At 61.8% G+C, this 20,873-nt stretch carries 20 protein-coding genes and 1 pseudogene; 15 read left to right on the forward strand and 6 right to left on the reverse strand.

The window, feature by feature from the left end:
* Positions 1–3: 3 nt before the first annotated feature.
* Positions 4–2,415: a glycerol-3-phosphate 1-O-acyltransferase PlsB gene (gene plsB / locus FBAL_RS00945; RefSeq protein WP_013343702.1), complete on the reverse strand. Its 2,412-nt coding sequence runs from the start codon at positions 2,413–2,415 to the stop codon at positions 4–6.
* 275 nt (positions 2,416–2,690) lie between these two features.
* Between plsB and lexA the strand changes: the two genes are divergently transcribed.
* The 6 genes and pseudogenes from lexA (at position 2,691) to FBAL_RS00975 (ending at position 8,347) form a co-directional block, all read left to right on the forward strand.
* A complete protein-coding gene (lexA, locus tag FBAL_RS00950; protein ID WP_013343703.1) occupies positions 2,691–3,314 on the forward strand; it encodes a transcriptional repressor LexA in 624 nt (207 codons plus the stop codon).
* Positions 3,314–3,769, forward strand: coding sequence for a hypothetical protein (locus FBAL_RS00955; RefSeq protein WP_013343704.1), 456 nt, complete (start codon positions 3,314–3,316; stop codon positions 3,767–3,769). Before lexA ends, FBAL_RS00955 begins: the two co-directional genes overlap by 1 nt.
* Positions 3,770–4,186: 417 nt before the next feature.
* Positions 4,187–5,248, forward strand: a pseudogene (gene coxB, locus FBAL_RS00960) (cytochrome c oxidase subunit II); the annotation flags it as partial.
* A 37-nt stretch (positions 5,249–5,285) separates the two neighbouring features.
* Entirely contained in the window at positions 5,286–6,917 is a 1,632-nt protein-coding gene (ctaD, locus tag FBAL_RS00965; protein WP_013343706.1) for a cytochrome c oxidase subunit I, read from the forward strand.
* Between the two features lie 7 nt (positions 6,918–6,924).
* Positions 6,925–7,464: a cytochrome c oxidase assembly protein gene (locus FBAL_RS00970; protein WP_013343707.1), complete on the forward strand. Its 540-nt coding sequence runs from the start codon at positions 6,925–6,927 to the stop codon at positions 7,462–7,464.
* A 10-nt stretch (positions 7,465–7,474) separates the two neighbouring features.
* Positions 7,475–8,347: a cytochrome c oxidase subunit 3 gene (locus tag FBAL_RS00975; protein ID WP_013343708.1), complete on the forward strand. Its 873-nt coding sequence runs from the start codon at positions 7,475–7,477 to the stop codon at positions 8,345–8,347.
* Positions 8,348–8,395: 48 nt separating this feature from the next.
* On the opposite strand, the gene FBAL_RS00980 is transcribed toward FBAL_RS00975, so the two are convergent.
* Complete coding sequence (locus tag FBAL_RS00980) at positions 8,396–8,605, reverse strand: DUF2909 family protein (RefSeq protein ID WP_013343709.1); 210 nt, start codon at positions 8,603–8,605, stop codon at positions 8,396–8,398.
* Between the two features lie 33 nt (positions 8,606–8,638).
* Here FBAL_RS00980 and FBAL_RS00985 point away from each other — a divergent pair, with 33 nt between their 5' ends.
* Genes FBAL_RS00985 through FBAL_RS01005 form a run of 5 tightly spaced genes read left to right on the forward strand, consistent with a single transcriptional unit; the run spans position 8,639 to position 12,500 of the window.
* Complete coding sequence (locus FBAL_RS00985) at positions 8,639–9,376, forward strand: SURF1 family protein (protein WP_013343710.1); 738 nt, start codon at positions 8,639–8,641, stop codon at positions 9,374–9,376.
* Between the two features lie 57 nt (positions 9,377–9,433).
* The gene (locus FBAL_RS00990) at positions 9,434–9,988 is read left to right on the forward strand and encodes a hypothetical protein (RefSeq protein ID WP_013343711.1); all 555 of its coding nucleotides are present in this window, start codon (positions 9,434–9,436) and stop codon (positions 9,986–9,988) included.
* A gap of 8 nt (positions 9,989–9,996) precedes the next feature.
* Positions 9,997–10,953, forward strand: coding sequence for a COX15/CtaA family protein (locus FBAL_RS00995; protein ID WP_013343712.1), 957 nt, complete (start codon positions 9,997–9,999; stop codon positions 10,951–10,953).
* A complete protein-coding gene (gene cyoE, locus FBAL_RS01000; RefSeq protein ID WP_013343713.1) occupies positions 10,954–11,859 on the forward strand; it encodes a heme o synthase in 906 nt (301 codons plus the stop codon).
* A complete protein-coding gene (locus FBAL_RS01005; RefSeq protein WP_013343714.1) occupies positions 11,856–12,500 on the forward strand; it encodes an SCO family protein in 645 nt (214 codons plus the stop codon). Before cyoE ends, FBAL_RS01005 begins: the two co-directional genes overlap by 4 nt.
* Before the next feature lie 61 nt (positions 12,501–12,561).
* Here FBAL_RS01005 and FBAL_RS01010 read toward each other — a convergent pair whose 3' ends face one another.
* Complete coding sequence (locus FBAL_RS01010; RefSeq protein WP_013343715.1) at positions 12,562–13,611, reverse strand: polysaccharide deacetylase family protein; 1,050 nt, start codon at positions 13,609–13,611, stop codon at positions 12,562–12,564.
* Positions 13,612–13,631: 20 nt separating this feature from the next.
* Here FBAL_RS01010 and dinF point away from each other — a divergent pair, with 20 nt between their 5' ends.
* A complete protein-coding gene (gene dinF / locus FBAL_RS01015; RefSeq protein WP_013343716.1) occupies positions 13,632–14,969 on the forward strand; it encodes an MATE family efflux transporter DinF in 1,338 nt (445 codons plus the stop codon).
* Positions 14,970–15,017: 48 nt separating this feature from the next.
* Here the strand turns inward: dinF and nfuA are convergent, their stop codons facing one another.
* Positions 15,018–15,596, reverse strand: coding sequence for a Fe-S biogenesis protein NfuA (gene nfuA, locus FBAL_RS01020; protein WP_013343717.1), 579 nt, complete (start codon positions 15,594–15,596; stop codon positions 15,018–15,020).
* A gap of 165 nt (positions 15,597–15,761) precedes the next feature.
* Between nfuA and FBAL_RS01025 the strand changes: the two genes are divergently transcribed.
* Complete coding sequence (locus FBAL_RS01025; protein ID WP_013343718.1) at positions 15,762–18,272, forward strand: M14 family zinc carboxypeptidase; 2,511 nt, start codon at positions 15,762–15,764, stop codon at positions 18,270–18,272.
* On the opposite strand, the gene FBAL_RS01030 is transcribed toward FBAL_RS01025, so the two are convergent.
* Positions 18,265–19,002, reverse strand: coding sequence for a ComF family protein (locus FBAL_RS01030; RefSeq protein WP_049779289.1), 738 nt, complete (start codon positions 19,000–19,002; stop codon positions 18,265–18,267). The genes FBAL_RS01025 and FBAL_RS01030 overlap by 8 nt on opposite strands.
* Between FBAL_RS01030 and bioH the strand changes: the two genes are divergently transcribed.
* A complete protein-coding gene (gene bioH / locus FBAL_RS01035) occupies positions 18,995–19,789 on the forward strand; it encodes a pimeloyl-ACP methyl ester esterase BioH (protein WP_013343720.1) in 795 nt (264 codons plus the stop codon). The two genes, FBAL_RS01030 and bioH, sit on opposite strands and share 8 nt — an antisense overlap.
* Before the next feature lie 35 nt (positions 19,790–19,824).
* Positions 19,825–20,289 carry a hypothetical protein gene (locus FBAL_RS19455; RefSeq protein WP_013343721.1) on the forward strand — a complete coding sequence of 155 codons (465 nt, stop codon included), beginning with the start codon at positions 19,825–19,827 and terminating at the stop codon, positions 20,287–20,289.
* On the opposite strand, the gene FBAL_RS01045 is transcribed toward FBAL_RS19455, so the two are convergent.
* On the reverse strand, positions 20,286–20,864 hold the full coding sequence (locus tag FBAL_RS01045; protein WP_013343722.1) for an outer membrane beta-barrel protein: 579 nt from the start codon (positions 20,862–20,864) through the stop codon (positions 20,286–20,288). The genes FBAL_RS19455 and FBAL_RS01045 overlap by 4 nt on opposite strands.
* Positions 20,865–20,873 lie beyond the last annotated feature (9 nt).

Genomic DNA, 20,873 nt, shown 5'->3' on the forward strand with positions numbered 1-20,873 from the left:
CGCTCAGTCATTATTGACGATGCTGCTGTGGATGGAGGCGGGGATCAGGCCCAATACGGTTTTGGCCAGTGCCTTCACCTTGTCCTGGTCGGCATCATCACCGAGGCAACCCATCTCTTTCAGGCAGTTGGTCAGTATGGTGAAGCCCTTCTTATCAAAGAACTCCGGCGCACTGATGCCATGCAGACGGGCCAGACGCTCAGCCAGTACCTGGCTCTCTTTCTCCAGGGTGCCACGCTCAATCTCCGGCTCTTTCATCAGGCGGGACAGAACGATGGCGTAACGCTGCAGGGTTTCCTGCACCTGGTTGGCCAGGTTGTACAGCTCAGCGCGGCGGCTCTGGCGCGGTACCAGCCCCTCTTTGCAGTCCTCAACCATCTCCAGACGCACCAGCTCATTGAGCAGGGCGTTGAGGTAGCAATCCAGCTCGCCATTGCTCAGACCCATAAACAGCTCAGCCTCAAGCAGCGGGTAGAGGGCGCGGATCTCATCCAGGATGGCGTCGCGGGTCATACAGCCTTTGCGCAGCAACAGGCTGGCCATCAGGCCAGGCAGCACCAGCAGGTGCAGAGTGTTGTTGCGGTAGTAGGTCATGGTGACGGCGTTGCCCTCATGGATGGAAACGATCTCACCCATGGCGTCTTCGCTGACATCGAATTTGTTGAGGTCCAGCACCTGCTTCAACACCGCCTCACCATCCCCCTCCGGCGCGGTGGCCAGCGGGGTGTAGGGCACCGCCCGCAGCAGGTCGAGGTAGAAGTCGAGTTGCTTCTCCAGCGCCCGGCGCGGCATGGCGTGCTGCTCAGTGGCCAGCAGGATGGAGGTGGTCAGGGTCATTGCGGAGGCGGCGGCCGCGTCGTTGATGCGGGTCATCAACTGGTTGGCCAGCTTGTTCACGGTGGGGGTCATCCAGCCGTGCTTCAAGTCGCCGTCGGCGGTGTCGGTGCGCCAGCTCGGGGCATGCTCGTTCAGGAATTGGTGCACGGTGATGGGGGCACCAAAGTTCACGTAGCCCTGGCCGTAATCCTTGAGGTTACGGATGGCGGAGAACACCTGCCAGGCGCTCTCTTTCTGTTTCTTCTTACCGGCCAGCTCCTTGTGATAGGTGGACACCTCCATCACGTGGTCGTAGCCCAGGTAAACCGGCACCAGCGTCACCGGACGCTCCAGACCACGCAGCACGCTGTTGACGGTCATGGCGATCATGCCGGTTTTCGGCGGCAGCAGACGGCCGGTACGAGAACGCCCGCCTTCGCAGAAGTACTCTACCGAGTAGCCGCGTTTAAACAGCTGATCGAGGTACTCGCGGAACACCGCTGAGTAGAGCTTGTTGCCCTTAAAGGAGCGACGGATAAAGAACGCGCCGCCACGACGGAAGATCGGGCCGGCGGGCCAGAAGTTAAGGTTTACCCCGGCGGCGATGTGCGGCGGCACCATGCCCTGACGATAGATCACGTAGGACAGCAGCAGGTAGTCCATATGGCTGCGGTGGCAGGGCACAAACACGATCTCGTGGCCATCCTGGGACAGCTGGCGGATCTGCTCAGCACCGCGCACATTGATGCCGCTGTAGAGCTTGTTCCAGAGCCAGGTCAGGACCCGATCACCGATGCGCATCAGGCTGTCGGAGTAATCGGCGGAGATCTCCTCCAGATACTCCAGCGCCCGCTCGCGGGCTTTGGCTTCCGAAATCTTTTTGCTCTTGGCTTCGTCAGCGATGGCGTCTTTGATCACCTCGGAGGCGAGCAGACCGTGGAACAGTGCCTGACGATCCGGCAGGCGCGGGCCGGTGGCCACGGTGCGCTGGCGGCCAAAGTGCACCCGGGCTACCCGGGCCAGCTTGTTGGCGATGGTGGCGTCGGTGCCGTGGTTGTCGGCCATATGGCGCAAGGAGACGGCCCGGGAGAAGCGGATAAAGTTGTCCCGCCCCAGCATCGCCAGGATAAAGGTCTTACGCAGCCAGGTGGGGTTCTTCTTGTTGAGCAGGGTCGCTTTGACGCTCTCCTCCTCTTTGCCGGGGTTACGGCCCCACAGCAGGCTGACCGGCACCACCTGGACATCCAGGTCGTCGTGCTCGCGGTGCAGCGACAGCAGGCGCTCGAAACGGGCTTTGAAATCGGTGGTGCGACCCTGGCTGAACAGCAGTTGGGCTGGCTCCAGCGCAATGATGCGGCTGACGGTTTCGCCCTTGATCACCAGAGGCTCGAACGGGCTGGGCAGGCCCAGCTTTTCGCAGCACTCGTGCAGCGCCAGACGGTCAGAGAATGACTCCTGGGGCAGCACGTAGACCAGCGGACGGTTTGGGTCGAGATCCAGCTCAGCGATGGGGTCCTGTGGGACCGCTTTGCTGGTCACCAGGGCTTTCTGAGCCCAGCGGAGTGGTTGTTGCCACGCCGGGAATATGTTCTGACTCACGAAGTGTGCTTCTTATTCTGGACGAACGGAATTGGGGCAGAGTGTACACCGAAAGGCCAATAACTGGCAGCGCTGACAGAGTCGATTGTGCTTCTGTTACGGTGGTCAGATCTGCGCCGGAGCGGAAACCAGGGGTTCCAGTCGGAGATGATCGGCAGAACAAAGGGATAACTTTATGCGTTGACCTGTTGAATTCATCACCATGCTGTATATACTCACAGTATCTACTGTATGAATAAACAGGGATTTAGCCAGTCCCCAGGAGCGCGCCAGCGATGAAGCCACTTACGCCCCGCCAGAATCAGGTGTTCGATCTGGTTCGCCAGCATATGCAGGACACCGGGATGCCCCCGACCCGGGCCGAGATTGCCCGGCAGCTGGGTTTTAAGAGTGCCAACGCGGCGGAAGAGCACCTTAAGGCGCTGGCCCGTAAAGGCTTTATTGAGATTGTCCCTGGTACCTCCCGCGGCATCCGTCTGCTCTACAACGAGCCGGAGCCGGAGCAGTTGGGCCTGCCGCTGATTGGCCGGGTGGCCGCCGGTGAGCCGATTCTGGCTCAGGAGCATGTGGAAACCCACTACCAGATGGATGGCAACCTGTTCCGTCCGTCCGCCAACTACCTGTTGCGGGTGCGCGGTGACTCCATGAAGGAGATCGGCATCCTCGACGGCGACCTGTTGGCAGTGCACCAGACTCAGGATGCCCGCAATGGTCAGGTGGTTGTGGCCCGGGTGGGTGAAGATGAAGTGACCGTCAAGCGGTTCGAGCGTCGCGGCAACGTGGTGTATCTGCACGCGGAAAACGCGGAGTACGAGCCGATTGTCGTGGATCTGGAAGACACCGCGCTGGCCATTGAAGGCCTGGCGGTTGGCGTGGTTCGCAACGGAGGATGGCAGTAATGAAAACGCGGCAGGGAGTGCGACGGGAACATCCGGGTCTGTGGCAACAACCCGGCCTCGACTGGCAACAGGTTCAGACTGCCCCTCAGGGTGATGATGCCGGCCGTTTGGCGCTGGCCCGCCTGGCCCCGCAGCTGGCGGATTACAGCCGCGCCCCGCGTTGGCTGCTGTTGATTAACCCACCGGCATTTGACTGGAAAACCGTGCTGGCGGATGCCGGGGTCGATCTGAGCCGGGTGCTTCAGGTGCGCTGCGACGATGACGTTGCTGCCCAGTGGGCGCTGGAACAGGCGGTGTCCGGCACCACCTGTGCGGTGGCGCTGGCCTGGGTGCCCCAGCTGGATGCCCGGGATCGCCGCCGACTCGAGCTGGTATCGCGTCGTGCCCACTGTCCCGCCTTCCTGTTTGAAGTGGGCCAGGGTTCGCCGTTGGAGATCCCCAGCGCCCTGCATTAATGCCCGCCCTTGCCGCGACTGCCCGCAACGCCACCGATTCCGGTGGCGTTGTTGTTTTACCCCCTAATCGCTCTTGCCACTGGACGAAATTCCCACCTTGAACTACCCGCTGATGTGGCACGAGGGAATGGATCTTTCTCTTTTGGCTCATTGATTTGTGATCTTGATCAAGGTCAAGTCTGCTTGTAAGTTGAGTGATATTGGCGCCTGAATAATCACAATTTACTGGTGTCACTGGCCGCAAGGCAGCCGTTACGTTTGCAGTGAAAGCGTATGCCCGAGCCCTTTTGGGGAGGGGAGCTGACATGGAGCAAAGCCGTGCTGTGATGGCTCTTCTCTGGACATTGCGAAAGCAATAGTCAGAGGAGAACGTTTGTGAAGTACAAGCTGTTGGGTGGCTTGGCCACTCTGGTGGCGATGCCATCAATGGCGGATCCCTCGCTCTGGAACATGACGCCCGGAGTGACCGAGATCAGCCAGCAGGTCTACGGCCTGCACATGACCATTTTCTACATCTGCTGCGCCATTGCGGCGGTGGTTTTCGGGGTGATGATTTGGGCCCTGATCCGCCATCGCAAATCCAAAGGCGCGGTACCCGCGCATTTCCATGAAAGCACCAAGGTGGAGATCCTGTGGACGGTGATTCCGTTCCTGATCCTCATCGGCATGGCTGTGCCCGCCACCAGCACCCTGATTGCGATGGAGGATCCCTCCGATGCGGATCTGACCATCCAGGTCACCGGGTCGCAGTGGAAGTGGCACTACAAGTACTTCAACCATGAGGTGGAGTTCTACAGCCTGCTTTCTACCCCGGCTGACCAGATCGCCAACGCGGAAGCCAAGGGCGAAAACTACCTGCTGGAGGTGGACAAACCCCTGGTGATCCCTGCCAACCGCAAAGTGCGTTTCCTGCTGACCTCCGACGACGTTATCCACTCCTGGTGGGTGCCGGCGTTTGCGGTGAAGAAGGACGCCAACCCGGGCTTTATCAATGAGGCCTGGACCAAGGTGGATGAGCCCGGTACCTACCGTGGCCAGTGCGCCGAGCTGTGCGGCAAAGACCACGGCTTTATGCCGGTGGTGGTAGAGGTGCTGCCGGAAGCGGAGTTTGACCAGTGGCTGGCAGAGCAGGAGCAGGCCAGCGCCGCGGCCGCTCAGGCGGAGCAGGACTCCCTGGCCCAGACCCTGACTCTGGAGGAATCCATGGCCCTGGGGGAGCAGGTCTACAACGGCCGTTGTGCCGCCTGCCATCAGCCCAATGGCATGGGCCTGCAGGGGGTCTTCCCCGCCATCAGTGGCAGCCCGGTTGCCACCGGCCCTGTTGATGCCCACGTCGACATTGTGGTGCACGGCAAGCCCGGCACCGCTATGCAGGCGTTTGCCAGCCAGCTGACCCTGAAAGAGTTGGCGGCGGTAGTCACCTTCCAGCGTAACGCCTGGGACAACCAGACCGGTGACGTGGTGCAAACCGCGGAAGTGGCCAAGGCCCTCGGCCAGTAGCAGGAGAGTTTAGGGAATGAATACTGTCGTAACCGACCGGCCCGTCGATGAGCTGGAACGCCCCGGCGTTATTGAGGAAGAACACCACGGTCATGATGACCACCATCCCCACCCAACGGGGATCAAGCGCTGGCTGCTGACCACCAACCACAAAGAGATTGGGACGCTGTACCTCTGGTTCAGTTTCATCATGTTCCTGACCGGTGGTGCCATGGCGATGGTGATCCGGGCCGAGCTGTTCCAGCCCGGCATGCAGCTGGTGGACCCGCACTTCTTTAACCAGATGACCACGGTGCATGGCCTGATCATGGTATTCGGCGCGGTGATGCCCGCCTTTACCGGCCTGGCCAACTGGATGATCCCGATGATGATTGGGGCACCGGACATGGCGCTGCCGCGGATGAACAACTGGAGTTTCTGGATCCTGCCGTTCGCCTTTGCCCTGTTGCTGGGCAGCCTGTTTATGGAGGGCGGCGGCCCGGCCTTCGGCTGGACCTTCTACGCCCCGCTGTCGACCACCTTCAGTGGCGATTCCACCGCGCTGTTCGTGTTCTCGGTTCACATCATGGGGATCAGCTCGATCATGGGCGCCATCAACGTGATCGTGACCATCGTGAACCTGCGTGCCCCGGGCATGACCTGGATGAAGCTGCCGCTGTTTGTCTGGACCTGGCTGATCACCGCCTTCCTGCTGATTGCGGTGATGCCGGTGTTGGCCGGTGTGGTCACCATGGTGCTGACCGACAAGTACTTCGGCACCAGCTTCTTTGATGCCGCCGGCGGTGGTGATCCGGTGATGTTCCAGCACATCTTTTGGTTCTTCGGCCACCCCGAGGTGTACATCATGATTCTGCCGGCGTTCGGGGTGATCTCCGCCATCGTCCCGGCGTTCTCCCGCAAGAAGCTGTTTGGCTACGCCTCGATGGTGTACGCCACCGCCTCCATTGCCGGGCTCTCCTTTATCGTCTGGGCCCACCATATGTTCACCACCGGGATGCCGGTGGCGGCGGAACTGTTCTTTATGTACTGCACCATGCTGATCTCGGTGCCCACCGGGGTGAAGGTGTTTAACTGGGTGGCCACCCTGTGGCGTGGCTCCATCAGCTTCGAAGCCCCCATGCTGTTCTCCCTGGCCTTTATCGTGCTGTTCACCATTGGCGGACTGTCCGGGCTGATGCTGGCCATCACGCCGGTGGACTTCCAGTACCACGACACCTACTTCGTGGTGGCCCACTTCCACTATGTGCTGGTGACCGGCGCGGTGTTCTCCATCATGGCGGCGGCGTACTACTGGCTGCCGAAATGGACCGGACACATGTACTCGGAAACCCTGGCACGCTGGCATTTCTGGACCTCCATCATCTCGGTCAACGTGCTGTTCTTCCCGATGCACTTCCTGGGGCTGGCGGGGATGCCGCGCCGGATCCCGGATTACGGGCTGCAGTTTGCTGACATCAACCAGGTGGTCTCCATCGGCGGCTTTGCCTTTGGCCTGTCGCAGCTGATCTTCCTGGCGCTGGTGATCAAGTGCATTCGCGGCGGCGAAAAAGCCGCGGCCAAACCCTGGGATGGGGCCGAGGGGCTGGAGTGGACGGTGCCGTCACCGGCGCCGCTGCACACCTTCGACACCCCGCCCAAGGTCGCCTGAGGCTGCCATGGCGAATGCGCAGGAAAATCGCCGTCTGATCACCACCCTGATTGGGGTGGTGGTCGGGATGTTCGGCTTCGGTTTTGCCCTGGTGCCGCTGTATGACGTGTTCTGCGAGATCACCGGCATCAATGGCAAAACCTCCGGTGAAGTAGCGGCACAAAGCCGAACGGTGGATGAACAACGGGTGGTGACGGTGGAGTTTATCGCCCGGGTTCAGGGCGACATGCCCTGGGAGTTCAAGCCGGTGGTGAACCGGCTGAAGGTGCACCCCGGCGAAAGCCGACAGGTGGCGTTTTATGCCCGTAACCTGTCGGCTGAAGCCACGGTGGGTCAGGCCATCCCCTCGGTCAGTCCTGGCCTGGGGGCGCTCTATTTCTCCAAGGTCGAATGCTTCTGCTTCAACCAGCAACCCCTGGCGGCCGGCGAAGAAGCCGAGCTGGGCCTGCTGTTTTACCTGGACCCGGAACTGCCACCGGAGATCCAGACCGTGACCCTCTCATACACGCTCTACAACATCACCGACAAGGTGAGTGAGCGCGGGTAAGGAGACCAAAATGAGTCAACACGAACGTTATTACGTACCGGCCCAGAGCCCCTGGCCCATTGTCGGTGCGGTAGGGCTGTTCCTGATTGCCCTGGGGGCTGGCAACTATGTGGCCAGCCTGTCCAAAGGGGGCGGCATGGGCGGCTATGTGCTGCTGGCCGGCATCGCCGTCATCCTGTTTATGATGGTGGGCTGGTTCCGCAATGTGATTGATGAGTCGATGTCCGGGCTCTATTCACGCCAGATGGACCGCTCGTTCCGACAGGGGATGAGCTGGTTTATCTTCTCCGAAGTGATGTTCTTTGCCGCCTTCTTCGGCGCGCTGTTTTACGCCCGGATGGTGGCCATCCCCTGGCTGGGCGGGGCGGGTAACAACGCCATGACCAGTGAGGTGCTGTGGCCAGCGTTTGAAGCGGTCTGGCCGCTGGAAACCACGCCAGACGGTACCCAGACCCAGGCGATGGGCTGGAGTGGCCTGCCGCTCTACAACACCATCATCCTGGTGATCTCCTCGGTTACGCTGCATGTGGCTCACGTTGGACTTGAGCAGAACAAGCGCAAGGTGCTGACCGGCTGGCTGGGCCTGACCATTCTGCTGGGCGCGGCTTTCCTGTTTCTGCAGGTTGAGGAGTACGTCCACGCCTACAACGAGATGGGGCTGACCCTCGACGCCGGCATCTACGGCAACACCTTCTTTCTGCTGACCGGCTTCCACGGCATGCACGTGACGCTGGGCACCATCATGTTGATCGTGATGTTCTTCCGGGTTCTGAAAGGGCATTTCACCCCGGAAAACCACTTCGGTTTCCAGGCCACCAGCTGGTATTGGCACTTTGTGGATGTGGTGTGGATCTGCCTGTTCGTCTTCGTCTACGTACTTTGACGACTCGGCGGTGATGGATAACGGGTGCGCCTGGCGCACCCGTTCTGCTCAGTAGGGGCGGGGGTTGACCGGCAACCAGCCGGCCGCCATCGCCACCACCAGCAACACCAGCACCAGAGCCGAGAGGCCAACCCGTCGGCCAAGGTGGCGGGTCATGCCGCCCTCTTCACCCCGGATCATGGCGAAGCCGGCGCGGCCGAGGCTAAACAGGATAAACAGCAGCAGCAGTACGATGACGGTTTTGAACGCGGTAATCACAGGCACTCCTTGTGGTGATATTGAGGGGGCGCAATGAGCCAACCAGTACGTCCTGCAATCTGGGCTGCCCTGATAGCCACTGTGCTGGCCATCGGCGTCCTGGTCAAGTTGGGGTTCTGGCAGCTGGACCGCGCCGAGGAGAAGCGGCACCTGATGGCGCAGTTGGCGCAGCGGGCTGAGCAGACCCTCCACTGGCCTCTGCCGGACTGGCCCGGTGAGCAACTGGCGGGTTACCGGCTGGCGGGCACCGTCGAGCCGGTAACAGAGCGGACTCTGCTGCTGGATAACCAGACTCTGGATGGGCAGGTGGGTTACCGCTGGCTGCAACCGGCGCGCTTTGATGGCGGAGCCTGGATCCTGCTCGACCTCGGTTTTGTCCCGGTGGCACGGGGGGATCGCACCCTGCCAACGTTGCCGACGCTGCCCGAGAGGCTCAGTGTCAGCGGCCGCTTGTACCGGCCCGGCCACAATCCACTCAATGCCCATCTGCTGCCGGAAGCGGGTTCTGTCACCCGTATCCAGGCGCTGGAACTGGCGCAGCTCAGTGATCATTGGCAACAGCCGGTGGCGCCGGTGGTGTGGCTGGTAGAACAGCCTGAACTGGTGGGTTTTGCCCGTTCATGGCAGCCCATCAACCTCAGTCCGGAGAAACATCAGGGCTATGCCCTGCAGTGGTTCGGTCTGGCCGTGGCGCTGGTCATCATTCTGTTGAGGATGATTCAGATTGGTCGCTTGCAACGGTCTGCTCAGGCCGATAGGTTGGAAACATAATGTTTTGGCCGCCTGCGGTACCGGTGGTCGTCGTGGAAGTGGATAAGAGGAGCCCTCATGAACTCCCACAACAACGGTACCGCCAAACGCACCCTGTGGTTGCTGCTCGGCGCCTTCATCCTGCCGGTCGTACTGGCCTATCTGTACCTGACCCAGGGTTGGTACCAAAGTGGTGCCACCAACAAGGGTCAGCTGCTCAACAATCTCTCCTACCAAAGCCTGGCGGTCAGTAACCCTGCCGAGCGTCAGTGGCAGGTCATCACCCTGCTGCCAGCCCACTGTGACTCAAACTGTCAGGACCGTCTGGCCACCCTGCGTCAAACCCACATCGCCCTGGGGCGGGAGCAGGACCGGGTGGTGCCGCTGGTTTACCTGACTGACCAGAGCGACCCCGACATTCGCGGCGAGTTGGCCAGCCAGGCGCTGCGGGCCGCCGGTGCTGAGATGCCGGTGCAGCAGGCATTGGCGGATGTGGCCATGGTGGTAGTCGACCCGCTGGGCCAGTGGGTGATGGCCTACCCGGCGGTGCAGGGCACCGAAGCCCAGATCCAGCAGGGGCGTGACCTGCTCAGCGATCTGCGCAAGCTGCTCAAGCTGAGCCGGATTGGCTAGGAGGCCCGATGAAGAAACTGACGTTTGCTACTCTCTGCCTCACCTTTGTGGTGATTCTGCTGGGGGCCTTTACCCGACTGACCGACGCGGGCCTGGGGTGTCCGGACTGGCCGGGCTGCTATGGTTTTCTTACGGTGCCCTCAGCCGAGCACGTGGAGGTGGCCGAAGCCCGCTTCCCGGAGCGCCCGGTTGAAGTGGCCAAGGCCTGGGCAGAGATGGTGCATCGCTACGTGGCGGGCACCCTGGGGCTGTTTATCTTTGCCCTGGCGCTGCTGTCGCTGAAATCCAATGGCCCGAAAGGGCTGCCCTGGCTGCTGGTGGGGCTGGTGCTGTTTCAGGCGGCGCTGGGGATGTGGACCGTCACCCTGAACCTGTTGCCGGTGGTGGTGATGGGGCACCTGATGGGCGGGTTTGCCATCTTCAGCCTGCTGTTCCTGCTCTGGCTGCGGCAAAGCGATAACGCCATCGAACTGTCGCCCCTGCGTGTGCTGGCCACGGTGGCACTGGTGGTGCTGTTGGGACAGATCATGCTGGGGGGCTGGACCTCCGCCAACTATGCGGCATTGGTCTGTACTCAGCTGCCCATCTGCGAGGGGGACTGGATGGGCAATTTGGCGCCGCTTGACGCGTTTCATCCGTTGCCGCCTCCGGCAGAGAGTTATGAGTTTGGGGTACTGGACTATCCGGCCCGCATGACCATCCACGTGAGTCATCGTATCGGCGCGGTGATCACCGCGTTGGTGCTGCTGTGGCTCTGGTGGCGTCTGCGTCAAAGCGGAGCCAACCGGGTTGCGGCCGTGCTGGGCACCGTCCTGCTGGTGCAGGTCGCGCTGGGTGTGACCAATGTGGTTGGCTCGCTGCCGCTGCCGGTGGCTGTGGCGCACAACGGAGTGGCAGCACTGCTGCTGCTGACTCTGGTTTGGATCAATCATCTGGCCTGGCAGCGACCGGCCAAGGAGGGGTAAATGGCAAAGCTGATACTGGCCCTGACTCACGCGCCATCCTGGCCCTGGCGGGACTATCTGGAGATGACCAAGCCCAAGGTGGTGGCGCTGATGCTGGTGACCGCACTGGTCGGCATGGCACTGGCCACCCCGGGTTGGATACCGCTCACTGCCCTGATTTTCGGCCTGACCGGCATTGGCATGATGGCGGGTTCCGCCGCGGCCATTAACCACCTGGTGGACCGCCGCATCGACACCATCATGGCCCGCACCCACAATCGTCCGCTGCCCAAGGGACGAGTGGCACCGCGTCAGGCCCTGATTTTCGCCGCGGTGCTTGGGGTGGCCGGGTTTACCCTGCTTTATGCTCTGGTGAATCCGCTGACGGCGTGGCTGACCTGCGCCAGCCTGGTCGGGTATGCGGTGATCTACACCGGCTTTCTGAAGCGGGCGACGCCACAGAACATCGTGATTGGCGGCCTGGCCGGGGCGATGCCGCCGCTGCTGGGCTGGACCGCGGTGACCGGGGACTTCCACGGCCACGGCATGCTGCTGGTGATCATCATCTTCGCCTGGACGCCACCGCACTTCTGGGCGCTGGCGATCCACCGGAAAGAGGATTACGCCCGCGCCGGACTGCCGATGCTGCCGGTGACCCACGGTGTGGAGTACACCAAAACCCACATCCTGCTCTACAGCTTCCTGCTGGCACTGGCCTGCCTGTTGCCGGTGTTAGTGGGGATGAGCGGCCCTCTGTATCTGCTGGGCTCCACCGTGCTCAGTGGTTGGTTTGTCTGGCGCGCCTGGCAGCTGAAGTTCCAGCCGGAGCGCTATGAACCCATCAAGCTGTTCCTGTTCTCCATCTGGCAGCTGCTGGCGTTGTTCGTGCTGCTGCTGGTGGACCACTATCTGGAGCTGCTGCTATGAAGGCGTCGAACCAATGGATTGTGTTGCTGGGGCTGGTGGCTCTGGTGGCGGGGCTGTCCCTGAGCCTGAAGGGCCCCGCGCCGCGTCCGGAGGTGTCGGCACTGTGGCTGGAGCAGGCGCGGCCACTGCCGGAGTTCTCCCTGACCGACCACAACGGCCAGCCCTTTGACCGTGCGCGGCTGGAGGGGCAGTGGAGTTTGTTTTTCGTGGGCTACACCTCCTGTCCGGACGTGTGCCCCACCACCATGTCGGATCTGGCCCGGGTCTATCCTAAGCTGGAGGAGCGGCTTGGCGAGAAGCCGGTGCAGGTGGTGTTGCTGTCGGTCGACCCCGGCCGGGATGACCCGGAGAAGCTGGGTCAGTATGTCGAGTTCTTCCGGCCCGGATTTATGGCGGTGACCGGTGAACACGCCCAGCTGTTTCCCTTTACCCAGTCGCTGGGGCTGGTCTACGCCCTGGTGGACAACCCCAATGGTGGCGAGTATCTGGTGGACCACTCCGCCGACCTGGTGCTGATCAATCCTGAAGGGGCGATTGAGGCGTTCTTCCGCCCCAGTGGTGAACTGGGCACCCTGCGCAAAGTATCGATGGCGCAGCTGGAGCAGGACCTGCCGGTGATCATCGGGGCGTACTCAGGTTGAAGGGGCGCAGTACCGCAATAAAAAGGCACCCATTCGGGTGCCTTTTTATTGTTCAGACTCGTTACTCCGCAGGCCAGCTGCCATCAGGATTGGCCTGGATCCACGGCTGGGAATACCAGTAGTAGCCGTTTTGGCTGCGGCTTGGCGCAGTGCAGTTGTAGCGGCTACGGCCGGCGGGCAGCGGCAGGTCGGCCTGGATGGTAAAGGTATTGGCGTCCAGCCAGGTCGGGGCCTTGGCTCCCTGACCCTGGATAAAGCACATCAGCTCCTTGGTGCGGACGTCATCCCCGGCCAGGGTTACGGTCAGGGTGGGGCGATTGCGGCCGATCAGTTCGGACTCTTCGCCGTCCACCGCCGCCACCGGCATATTGAGGCTGTGCAGTTTGACCTTAAGGGTGGCCATATCGGCGTAAGGCCCGGCAACCGGGTAGCGCGGAACGGCGGTCAGGCTGGAGTAGGGGCCGGCGGCACCGGAGTGCTGGCCGATACCGACAAAGCCCATATTGTCGAGCAGCTGGCGCAGGGCCTGGTTGTACTCGCCGTAGGGGTAGGCCAGCATCTTGACGTTATGGCCGGTTTTCTCGGCGATGATCGCCTCGGTTTTCTCAATATCGGCACGGATGCGCGCTTCCCACTGGGCCTGATTTTCCCCCTCCTGCTTGCGGATAAGGTGACCATGGCGGTAGCTGTGGTTGGCGATGGTGGCGCCCTCCTGGCTCAGTTGGCTCAGGGTGTCCCAATCCATCATGTTGGCGCGGCCAACCGGCTCCGGGTTGATGAACAGGGTATAGGGAAAGCCGTAACGCTTCAGAATGGGGTGGCCATTCTCAAAGATGTTCTGGTAGCCGTCGTCAAAGGTGATGGCGACGGTTTTGGGCGGCAGGTCAGTCTTGGTGCGGATGGCATCCACCACGGTTTGCAGTGATACCACGTTGAATTGATTGTCGGCCAGGTAGGCCATCTGTTGTTCAAACTGGGCCGGGGTTACCGAGGTCGAGGCCGGCGTGTTTTCGCTGACGTGATGGTACTGTAGGATCACCGCAGCCTGAACCGGCAGCACGGCACACCACAACGGCAGCCACGTCAGCAGCCGGATTATCGTTTTCTTCATTGAGGTTCCCAATTCCTGTTATGACGGTCACCGCCATCTTGCGGCAGTGGGAGGGGCATCGTCGCACCTTCATGCTGGCACTGCCGATGATCCTGTCCAATGTCACTATCCCCTTGTTGGGGCTGGTGGATACGGCCGTGATCGGCCATCTGAGCGACGCCTACTATCTCGGTGGCGTGGCCGTTGGCGCCATGATTATAACCTTTTTGTTTTGGATTCTGGGATTTTTGCGGATGGCCACCACGGGGTTGGTGGCGCAGTCGTTTGGCGCCGGGGATGCCTTAGGGCAGTTGCGGGTGCTGTACCAGGCCGGAGTGATGGCGCTGGGGCTGGCCGCCCTATTGTTGCTGTTGCAAGCGCCGATTCTGTCGATGGCCCTGACCCTAGTGGGGGGCAGCAGCGAAGTCCAGCACTATGCCGCGGTGTACTTCGAGGTGCGGATCTGGTCTGCCCCGGCGGCACTGCTCAACCTGGTGCTGCTGGGTTACCTGTTGGGCCGGCAGAACCCGCGGGCGGCGATGTGGCTGCTGCTGTGCACCAACGGCGTCAACATCGCCCTCGACCTGCTGTTTGTGGTGGGGTTCGGCTGGGGCGTGGCCGGTGCCGCCGGGGCCAGTGTGATCGCCGATTACGGTGCGCTGCTGCTGGCGTTGGCGCTGGTGTGGCACTCCCTGCCTGACGAGTTACGACAACGCGCCACTCTGGCTCAACTGTCGCTCGAGGGCAGCGGCCGCCTGCTGGCGCTCAACCGCGACATCTTTATCCGTACCCTCTGCCTGCAGCTGTGCATGGCGTTTGTCACCGCCCAGGGGGCCCGGCTGGGAGACGCGGTGGTGGCCGCCAACTCGGTGCTGATGAACTTCACCCTGCTGATGGCCTATGCGCTGGATGGCTTTGCTTACGCGGCGGAAGCGGAAGTGGGGCGTTCCAGCGGCGCACGGGATCGGGATGGCATCCGTCGGGCTGTGGTGCTGGGGGGATTCTGGTCGGCCCTGACGGCGCTGGCGTTTACCCTGGTGTTTGCCGGGGCGGGCGAGGGCATCATCGCCATGCTAACCAGCATCGACAGCGTCCGCAGCACGGCGGCAGAGTACCTGCCCTGGGTGGTGATCTACCCGCTGCTGGCGTTTACCTGTTTCCTGTTTGATGGGGTTTACATCGGCGCTGCCCGCGGCGCGGCCATGCGCAACAGCATGCTTTGTTCGGCGCTGGGATTTTTTGCCCTGTGGTGGCTGGTGCGCGACTCCCTGCCAGGCAACCATGCCCTGTGGCTGGCGTTCTGCGGCTTTATCACCCTGCGCAGCCTGAGCCTGCCGGGCCACTTTCTCTGGAGCTGGCGACGGGGCCAGTGGGGCTGACAAAAACGCCGGCATGATGCCGGCGTTTTGTTTATTGCCCTTGGGCAATCAGAAGTAGCTGTGTTCGCCGTGCTCGTGCTCAGTCACGTCTTTCACTGCGGTCAGCTCACCGGAAAACTCTTCCAGCAGCTGCTTCTCGATGCCGTCTTTCAGGGTGACATCGACCATGGAGCAACCGTTGCAGCCGCCACCGAACTGGATGACGGCGATGCCGTCGTCGGTCAGTTCCATCAGGGTGATAAAGCCACCGTGGCCAGCCAGCTGCGGGTTAACCTGAGACTGGATAACGTACTCAACGCGGTCACGCAGCGGGGCGTCGTCGGCCACTTTGCGCATCTTGGCGTTGGGGGCTTTCAGGGTCAGCTGACTGCCGAGCTGGTCGGTGACGTAATCGATCAGGGCGTCATCCAGGAACGGCGCGCTCTTCTCGTCCACCATGGCGTTAAAGCCTTCAAACGGCAGTTCGATGTCATCGGCTTCCACTGCGTCCGGCGGGCAGTAGGAGACACCACACTCCGCTTGCGGGGTGCCCGGGTTAATCACGAAAACACGGATGTTGGTGCCTTCCGGCTGGGAAGACAACAGTTTGGCAAAGTGCGCCTGGGCGGCTTCGGTAATGGTGATCATACTGGCTCTCTTAAAACCTGAGCTTTTGACTCGGATATCTCATGATAACCGGATTGTGACGCCGATTATAGAGTCAGACGGTGAAGCAGATCACGGTTTGCTGGCGAGGGCGTAGGCCGATTGTTACACTGGCGAACGATAACGATAACAAGCGGTTCATGGACGATGAAGAAACTGATATCGATTGGGGCCCTCCTTTTGGCCCTCGCGATCCCCTCTGTAACAGCCTCACCTTTAGCCACTCTGGCACCCGACACGCCCTACCTGGACACCTTGCCTACACCGACTCAACACTTTGGCGGCAGTGTGGGAGAGCGCCATCTTCGTTACGATGAAGTAAGTGCCTACTTCCATCGTCTTGCTAATAATAGCGGGCGGGTGACATTGGAGAACATTGGCTTCAGTCACCAGGGACGACCCCAATGGGCGGCCATCATCACCAGCGAAGCGAATCACCAGCGGCTTGATGATCTGCTGGCGCAACGCGCCCGTGCGGCCGCCGGTGATCGGGTGGATGGGCCGGTGGTGATCTGGCTGGCGTACTCCATTCACGGTGATGAAGCCAGCGGCCTGCATGCCAGTCCTTTGTTCGCCTATCACCTGGCGGCGGGTCAGTCGGTGGAGGTAAAAAACTGGCTGGAGGATGCCATCGTGGTGATCACGCCTAGCCAGAATCCAGACGGCAATGACCGGTTCAGCAACTGGGTGAATGGGTATCGGGGGTCAGTACCCAGCGGCCATAACTACCACCGTGAGCATTTTCAGGGTTGGCCCTCCGGCCGGGTTAACCATTTCTGGGCGGACCTGAACCGGGATTGGCTGTACCAAGCCCATCCGGAAAGCCGTGGACGGGTGGCGTTTTTCCAACGCTGGTTGCCTCACGTGGTGAGCGATTACCACGAGATGGGCCACCAGAGCAGTTACTTCTTCCAGCCCGGGGTGCCGGACCGCACCCACCCGCTGACGCCAGCGGAGAATCAGGCCCTGACCGCCCGCATCGCCAAACACCATGCCCGGGCTTTGGATGCACTGTATCAGCCCTATTTCTCCCGCGAGTCGTTTGACGATTTCTACTACGGCAAAGGCTCCACCTATCCGGACATCAATGGCTCGGTGGGCATTTTGTTTGAACAGGCCACTGCCCGTGGCCTGCACCGGGACAGCGATTACGGCGAAGTGACGCTGGCGCTGGGGGTGCGTAATCACCTGGCCACCTCCTTCTCCACTGTGCGCGGTGCCATTGCCGAGGCGGACGCGCTGAGGGAGTACCAACGCCAGTTCTTCCGTGACGCTCTCGACAAGGCGGATGATCGTCGTGGTGCGGGTTATCTGGTGTCGGCACGGGGTGACCGCGCTCGCCTCAACGCCTTTGCCGATATCCTGCGCAGCCATCGGGTGCAGTTTCAGTACCTGACTGCAGCGGTGCAGCAGGATGAGATCGCCTTTGCGGCTGGTGACCTGTTTATTCCCTTTGAGCAGCCTCAGTACCGCCTCATTGAAGCGCTGTTTGATCAGCGTACGGCGTTTGCCGACAACACCTTTTACGACGTCTCGGCGTTCTCGGCAGAGCTGGCGTTTGACCTGACCAGGGCCGAAGTGCGTCGCGCGCCGCGTACCCAGCCGATGGCACCGGCGTTGCCCAAGATCGATTATCAGCAACCGGCGCTGCAGTGGCTGATCCCCTGGCAGGACCGACTGGCCCCGGCGGCGCTGAATCGATTGCTGGAAGCGGGGTTCCGGGTACGCTTTGCGGAAACCGGCGGTCAGGTGATGGCCCGTCAGGGCGCGCTGGATTACCAGGCCGGGGCGTTGACGTTGCTGGGTAATCAGCCGGGTCTGGCTCAGGCGCTAAGCCAGATTGAGGCGGAGCTTGGGGTACAGGCTCATCCTCTGGTTTCCGGCCAGGCGTTGGCCGGTTCGGATCTTGGCAGCCGCCGTTTCCATGCGGCCACGGCGGTGAAGCCCGCCATCCTGATTGGTCGGGATGTCAGTCAGTACGAGGCGGGCATGCTGTGGTTCTACCTTGACCAGGTGCTGGGCATCGAAACCGTACTGCTGGATGGCGAGTACTTTACCCGTGCACCGTTGCAGGAGTTTACCCATCTGTTCCTGGTGGACGGCGCCTACAGCAAGCTGACCGGAGCGAAAGCTGCGATCGAGCCCTTTGTCCGCCAGGGCGGCACGGTGGTGGCGTGGAAGCGTGGTGTGGCCCGCCTGGCCCAGTGGGGTCTGGTGGATGTGACCGTACGCCAGCGCAGCTATTTTGCTCCGGAATTTGCCCATGCCGGAGAGCAGTTGGCGTTTGCTCAGCGTAACAGTGAGCACGCTCGCCGCACCATTGGTGGTGCCATCGTCAATTGGCAACTGGACACCACCCATCCTCTCGGTTTTGGCCTGAGCGCTGAGCTGCCCATGATGAAAAACCGGGAACTGTCTCTGGCGGCCAAAGAGAGTAAGGGCCGCAGTGTGGCGCACTACCCGGAGGCGTTACTGCGCTCCGGTTATATGGCACCGGAATACCAGAAAGCGCTGGCGGGCGAAGTGGCGGCGCAGGTAATGGGCCAGGGTGCCGGTCAATACATCCTGATGGCGGACAACCCGTTGTTCCGCAACTTCTGGCTCGGTTCCGAGCGGTTGGTGGCCAATAGCCTGTTTATGGTGCCTGCCCTTAACTGACGGTATTCAGGGCACTGGCCAGTGCCCAGTATTGGCTGACGCTGTGGCCATCGCGTCGCAGCGTTGCCGCCAGGCTGGCGAAGGTGGTGCCGGTGGTGACCACATCGTCCACCAGCGCCAGATTGTGCATCCTGGCGCCGGGTATCACCTGAAAACAGCCCCGCAGATTACGCCGTCGCTCCGCCCCGTTCAGGCCATGTTGGTCGCGGGTGGGGCGAACCTTGATAACCCGCTCGTTGAGCACCGGCAGGTGCAAACGCTCGCCCAGCGCAACCGCAATCAGGGCGCTGTGGTTAAAGCCCCGCTGAACCAGTTTGCGGCGATGCATCGGCACCGCCAGTAACGCGTCCGGTCGGGGCAGGGCACCCAGTTGCCATAACCCCTCCAGTCGCTGTGCCAGAGCATCACACAGTGGCGACAGCAGGCTCATGCGGCGTTGGATCTTGATCGCTCCGGCCAGATAGCCGAGCGGATGATGGTAGGGGTAGGCGCACACCAGCGGGCGCCAACGCTTTTTCCCCAGGCAACTGCCGCAGCGCCACGGTACCGGGGCGGGCAGCGGCTTGCTGCAACCCAGACACAAGGGGCCGGGTTCGCCATCCGCCAAACACACATCGCACAACCCCCGCCCCTGCAGACAGGTCTGCTGACACAGCAAGCAACGGTTGGGTAAACTGCGCTCCATCACGCCGAGCAGGCGCTTCAGCCATAAGGAAAGGTCCATGTCCATCGAACCCACCCTAGCCCAGCCCGATCTGCACATCCATTGGCAAGGAGAGGGCGCGCCGCTGATGCTGCTGCATGGCTGGGGTATGAACGGTGCGGTGTGGCAGGAGATGGCGAGTGAACTGGTGGCGCTGGGGTTCCGGGTCGGGGCCGTCGACCTGCCGGGTTTCGGCCATTCCGGCGCGCTGCCACAGACCACCCTTTCCGGGCTGGCCCACGCGGTGCTGGCGGCAGAATCGGAGCCGGTACACCTTCTGGGCTGGTCATTAGGTGGCCTGGTCGCGACCCAGGCCGCGCTGATGGCGCCGCAACGGGTCCGCAGCCTGGTGACGTTGGCCAGCTCCCCCTGTTTTCAGGCGGGGCCGGACTGGCCGGGCATTAAGCCCGAGGTGTTAGCCCAGTTTGCCGACCAGCTGGCGCTGGATCTGCCGCGCACGGTGGAGCGCTTCTTTGCGCTGCAGGCGATGGGATCCCCCAGTGCCAAGGCCGACGTCCGTCAACTGAAAGCGGCGGTGACGGCACGGCCTCAACCGGCGCCGAGTGCACTGGCCGACGGTTTAACCATCCTGGCCAGCGCCGACCTGCGGTTGCAGCTGAACCAGCTGACGATGCCCTGGTTGCGCCTTTATGGTCGCCTGGATGGTCTGGTGCCGGCCCGCACCGTCAGTCAGGTGGATGCCCTGGCCCCGCAGTCTCAGTCGGTGGTGCTGGCCAAGGCGGCCCATGCCCCCTTTATCTCCCACCGCGCCGATACACTGGCGCAGCTGAAAAGGTTTTACCTAAGCCACTGATCGGTTGATAATTAACCAGGGAGGTGCTGGCTCACATGTTCCTGGTTTCCAATTTTCCTAATGTCCCTATCGCCACCAGTAACCCGGCCACGGAGAGTGCGCAGCGGGAGGCGGCGTTGCGGGTGCCGATCAGCCGGCCAGAGCCGTTGCTCAAGAGTGCGGCGGAGCGGGCGTTGGATCCGGAACGGGAGCGCAGTCGCATCGATCCACGCCAGCAATCGCAACAGCGGCAGTCCGGTGAGGAGCAGGAACAGAGCGATCAGCCTCCGCCGCAACAGGGCCGGGAAGGGCCACTGAGCTGGCGCGAGGCGTTGGCCCAGGCCCGTCCGGTGATGGAGCGGCCGGGAAGCCGTCGCAGCCATGTCGCCAGCAGCGTCGACCACCATCCCGCTCAGGATCTGGATAAAGCGGCTTACGCCCGGTTTGAACAGATTGTCCGGCACCACTATGAAGGGGTTGCCGAGCCCCGCACGCCCCCCGCTTTCGAAGCCCGCACTTAAAAGGTGTAACGCAGCCCCGCGTTAAACCCGGACAGAGTTTGCAGGTAATCGCTGTAGCCGCTCTCCATCAGAAAACTGTGCAGCTGGTAGTCCAGTGTCAGTGCCAGTTTGGAATGGAACTGCCAAGCCAGGCCGGCACCAAGGTGGATATCGCCGCCACCACTGGCAGTATCCAGTCGGCTGCCACCTTCCCAGATGATCGCCTGCTGATCCAGCAGCACCACACCGAACCCGGCACGGGCGTAGATTGACCATTGCGGAGTCAGATGGGTATGAAAACGGGCGGTGGTGGTCAGGCTGTGGAAGCGGTCTTTCCAGTAATGGAACACCGAGTCCTTAATCTCGTAGCCACCCAGGTAGTTGTAGTGCACCTCAAGGTCGAGCCAGTCGTTCACTGGCGCGGCGGTGTAGAGGCCCCATGAGGAGGCTCGATCATCAAAGCGGTAGTCATCGTACAGCCCATCCGTGTCATAGCTGATCTGGCCAACGTGGACACCCATCATCTTGCCCTCCAGCCAGGAAGCCTGGGTGGAGGCAGTGAATACCAGCAAGGTGATCGCGAACAGGGTACGCATGGCAATTCC

It is taken from the genome of Ferrimonas balearica DSM 9799 (genome assembly GCF_000148645.1).
Classification (GTDB): Bacteria; Pseudomonadota; Gammaproteobacteria; order Enterobacterales; family Shewanellaceae; genus Ferrimonas; species Ferrimonas balearica.

Bases quoted from the DNA above. Each gene is read 5' to 3' on its own strand.
- dinF (WP_013343716.1), top strand. From the start codon at position 13,632: ATGACGGTCACCGCCATCTTGCGGCAGTGGGAGGGGCATCGTCGCACC.
- FBAL_RS00970 (WP_013343707.1), top strand. From the start codon at position 6,925: ATGGCGAATGCGCAGGAAAATCGCCGTCTGATCACCACCCTGATTGGG.
- FBAL_RS19455 (WP_013343721.1), top strand. From the start codon at position 19,825: ATGTTCCTGGTTTCCAATTTTCCTAATGTCCCTATCGCCACCAGTAAC.
- FBAL_RS01025 (WP_013343718.1), top strand. From the start codon at position 15,762: ATGAAGAAACTGATATCGATTGGGGCCCTCCTTTTGGCCCTCGCGATC.
- FBAL_RS01030 (WP_049779289.1), bottom strand. From the start codon at position 19,002: ATGGACATGGACCTTTCCTTATGGCTGAAGCGCCTGCTCGGCGTGATG.
- cyoE (WP_013343713.1), top strand. From the start codon at position 10,954: ATGGCAAAGCTGATACTGGCCCTGACTCACGCGCCATCCTGGCCCTGG.
- FBAL_RS01005 (WP_013343714.1), top strand. From the start codon at position 11,856: ATGAAGGCGTCGAACCAATGGATTGTGTTGCTGGGGCTGGTGGCTCTG.
- FBAL_RS00955 (WP_013343704.1), top strand. From the start codon at position 3,314: ATGAAAACGCGGCAGGGAGTGCGACGGGAACATCCGGGTCTGTGGCAA.
- FBAL_RS00990 (WP_013343711.1), top strand. From the start codon at position 9,434: ATGAACTCCCACAACAACGGTACCGCCAAACGCACCCTGTGGTTGCTG.
- FBAL_RS00985 (WP_013343710.1), top strand. From the start codon at position 8,639: ATGAGCCAACCAGTACGTCCTGCAATCTGGGCTGCCCTGATAGCCACT.
- bioH (WP_013343720.1), top strand. From the start codon at position 18,995: ATGTCCATCGAACCCACCCTAGCCCAGCCCGATCTGCACATCCATTGG.
- nfuA (WP_013343717.1), bottom strand. From the start codon at position 15,596: ATGATCACCATTACCGAAGCCGCCCAGGCGCACTTTGCCAAACTGTTG.
- lexA (WP_013343703.1), top strand. From the start codon at position 2,691: ATGAAGCCACTTACGCCCCGCCAGAATCAGGTGTTCGATCTGGTTCGC.
- FBAL_RS00995 (WP_013343712.1), top strand. From the start codon at position 9,997: ATGAAGAAACTGACGTTTGCTACTCTCTGCCTCACCTTTGTGGTGATT.
- FBAL_RS01010 (WP_013343715.1), bottom strand. From the start codon at position 13,611: ATGAAGAAAACGATAATCCGGCTGCTGACGTGGCTGCCGTTGTGGTGT.
- FBAL_RS00975 (WP_013343708.1), top strand. From the start codon at position 7,475: ATGAGTCAACACGAACGTTATTACGTACCGGCCCAGAGCCCCTGGCCC.
- ctaD (WP_013343706.1), top strand. From the start codon at position 5,286: ATGAATACTGTCGTAACCGACCGGCCCGTCGATGAGCTGGAACGCCCC.
- FBAL_RS01045 (WP_013343722.1), bottom strand. From the start codon at position 20,864: ATGCGTACCCTGTTCGCGATCACCTTGCTGGTATTCACTGCCTCCACC.